Annotated in this window: 3 protein-coding genes; all 3 read right to left on the reverse strand. The window is 33.5% G+C overall.

The features are described from left to right. Positions 1-537, reverse strand: a 537-nt coding sequence (gene araD / locus ACTG3S_RS06870; RefSeq protein ID WP_439128623.1) for an L-ribulose-5-phosphate 4-epimerase AraD, incomplete at its 3' end; no start/stop codon positions are given. A gap of 1 nt (position 538) precedes the next feature. Further along, complete coding sequence (locus ACTG3S_RS06875; protein ID WP_439128624.1) at positions 539-2212, reverse strand: ribulokinase; 1674 nt, start codon at positions 2210-2212, stop codon at positions 539-541. Positions 2213-2311: 99 nt separating this feature from the next. Next, the coding region (locus ACTG3S_RS06880; protein WP_439128625.1) for a hypothetical protein at positions 2312-2513 on the reverse strand (202 nt) is incomplete at its 5' end.

Genomic DNA, 2513 nt, shown 5'->3' on the forward strand with positions numbered 1-2513 from the left:
TCCCCAAGAGAAAGGACCATGATTTCCTATTAAAATCATTTCTACTTCTTTATGAGAAAGATTTTTTTCTTTGAAACAATCTAAAATTTGGATTCCAGTATTATGCTCATAATTTCCCTCAATTAATGCATCACTCATTGGTGGCGCACAAGGAATATCTGCTGTTAAATGATCTGCATGAGTTGTTCCAAAAATTGGTATATCTTTTTGTGATTGTGCCCATGCACAAGAAAATTTGGCGTGAGTATGCGCAACTCCACCAATATCATCCCAATTTTTATATAAATAAGAATGGGTTTTAGTATCTGATGATGGACGCATTGTACCTTCTACTATATTATTATCAAAGTCTACAATAACAATGTCTTCTGGTTTTAATTTTTCGTAATCTACTCCACTTGGTTTAATGGCAAATACAGCATTTGCTCTATCTACTGCACTTACATTTCCAAAGGTGTAAACTACAAGATCTAATGCATTCAATTGCATATTTGCTTCGTAACATTCTTCTTTTAGCGACTTATACTTGGAACTCATATTATTCTATTATTATTGATTTTTCTACAAATTCCCCCAAAGCTTTATATTCTTCCATGAAGTCTGCATATATTTTTACTTGATTGGATTGTGGGAAATACTCTGCTTCAAAATCACTTCCCATTACTTTACTAGCTTCTACCACATTTTTATAAACACCGGCTGCAACTGCTGCATAAATTGCTGCTCCCAAAGCTGGTGCTTGATCTGATTCTGCAACTTTTATGGGCATGTTTAATACATTAGCTAAGGTTTGCATAATGAATGGCGATTTACGTGCTACACCTCCTATACCAATAACAGTATCTATTTTTACACCTTCGTCTTCAAAACGATCTACAATCATTTTAGACCCAAAACAAATGGCATTCACTAATGCTTTAAAAATATGTGGTGCTTTTGTGCCTAATGAGATTCCTGTAAATGCTGCCTTTAATTCTTGATTAGCATCTGGTGTTCTACGACCATTTACCCAATCTAAAGCTATTGGCACAGCTTCTTCTAAAGGAATTTTTTCAGCTTGACTTGCTAGCGTTCTTATAAAATTGGCTTCAATTTCATTATGGAATTGTTCTTTTTGGTCTTCAGAAAGAATAGAAGAGGTCATAACCAAGTTATCAATTGACCATGATAAAACATTTTTAAACCAAGCTAACACATCTCCAAATGCAGATTGTCCTGCTTCTAAACCAATAAACCCAGGAATGACTGATCCATCTACCTGACCACAAATTCCTTTTACGCAATTAGTGCCAATAACTTTCTCATCAGCTACCATAATATCACAAGTAGATGTTCCCATTACTCTCACTAAAGCATGTTTATCAACTTTAGCACCAACTGCACCAGAATGCGCATCAAAAGTACCCACAGCAATAACAGTATTGGTAGTTAAGCCTAATTTATCTGCCCATTCTTGATTTAAATGACCAGCAATTTCATCTGATGTATAAGTTTCGTTGTAAAGGTTTCCTCTTAATTCTGCTAAATAAGGGTCTAGTTGTGTTAAGAATTCTTTTGCAGGTAAACCATTCCAGCTTTCGTGCCACATGGCTTTATGTCCTGCTGCACATCGACTGCGTTTAAAAGATTTTAAATCTTGATTATCAACTAACATATAAGTCATATAATCACAATGTTCCATCCAAGTATAAGCTGCTTCTTTTACGGCTTTATCTTGCCTTGCGATATGCAATATTTTTGCCCAAAACCACTCAGAAGAATAAATTCCACCTTCGTACTTTGTATAATCTTCTCCTCCCCAACTTCTTGCCAACTCGTTTATTTCATTTGCTTCTTTTACAGAAGTATGGTCTTTCCAAAGTACCATTAAGGCATTTGGATTTTCTTTAAAACCATCTACTAAAGCCAAAGGTGTACCGTCTTTTGTTAATGGTAAAGGTGAAGATCCTGTAGTATCAATACAAATACTTGCAACCGCTTCTGGCGAAACACCACTTTCTGAAATTACAGAAGTAATCGTATGTTCTAACCCTTCTATATGATCTAAAGGATGTTGCCTAAATTGATTAATTCCTGCATTACAATATTGTTGTTTTTTCCACCTTGGATACCAAAATACCTCTGAGGCTAATTCAGCTCCGTTTTGGGTGTCTATCAATACAGCTCTTACTGAATCTGAACCATAATCTAGACCTATTACGTATGTTTTCAACCTATTTTATTTTAAATAATTATATTAATAAAAGTTTATTACTACTGAAAAATTGAGAACAAATATAAACAAATATCTTAATAAGTGTTAGTACTACACTTACATTTTTATTTTAAACACATTAAGCGATTGTCCTTCTAATTCAATTTTAATAGTTCCGTTATTTATTTCAAATTCTGACGATGATACTTTAGTATTATTTGGTTTATCAAAAGAATTTGTTGTCGATAAATCTTTTTGACTTAATATTTGTAAAGTTCCTTTTCCGTTTAAAGTTCCGTTTTTTGTAGAAATAGTAATT

This window comes from Polaribacter sp., assembly GCF_965656025.1.
Taxonomy (GTDB): domain Bacteria; phylum Bacteroidota; class Bacteroidia; order Flavobacteriales; family Flavobacteriaceae; genus Polaribacter.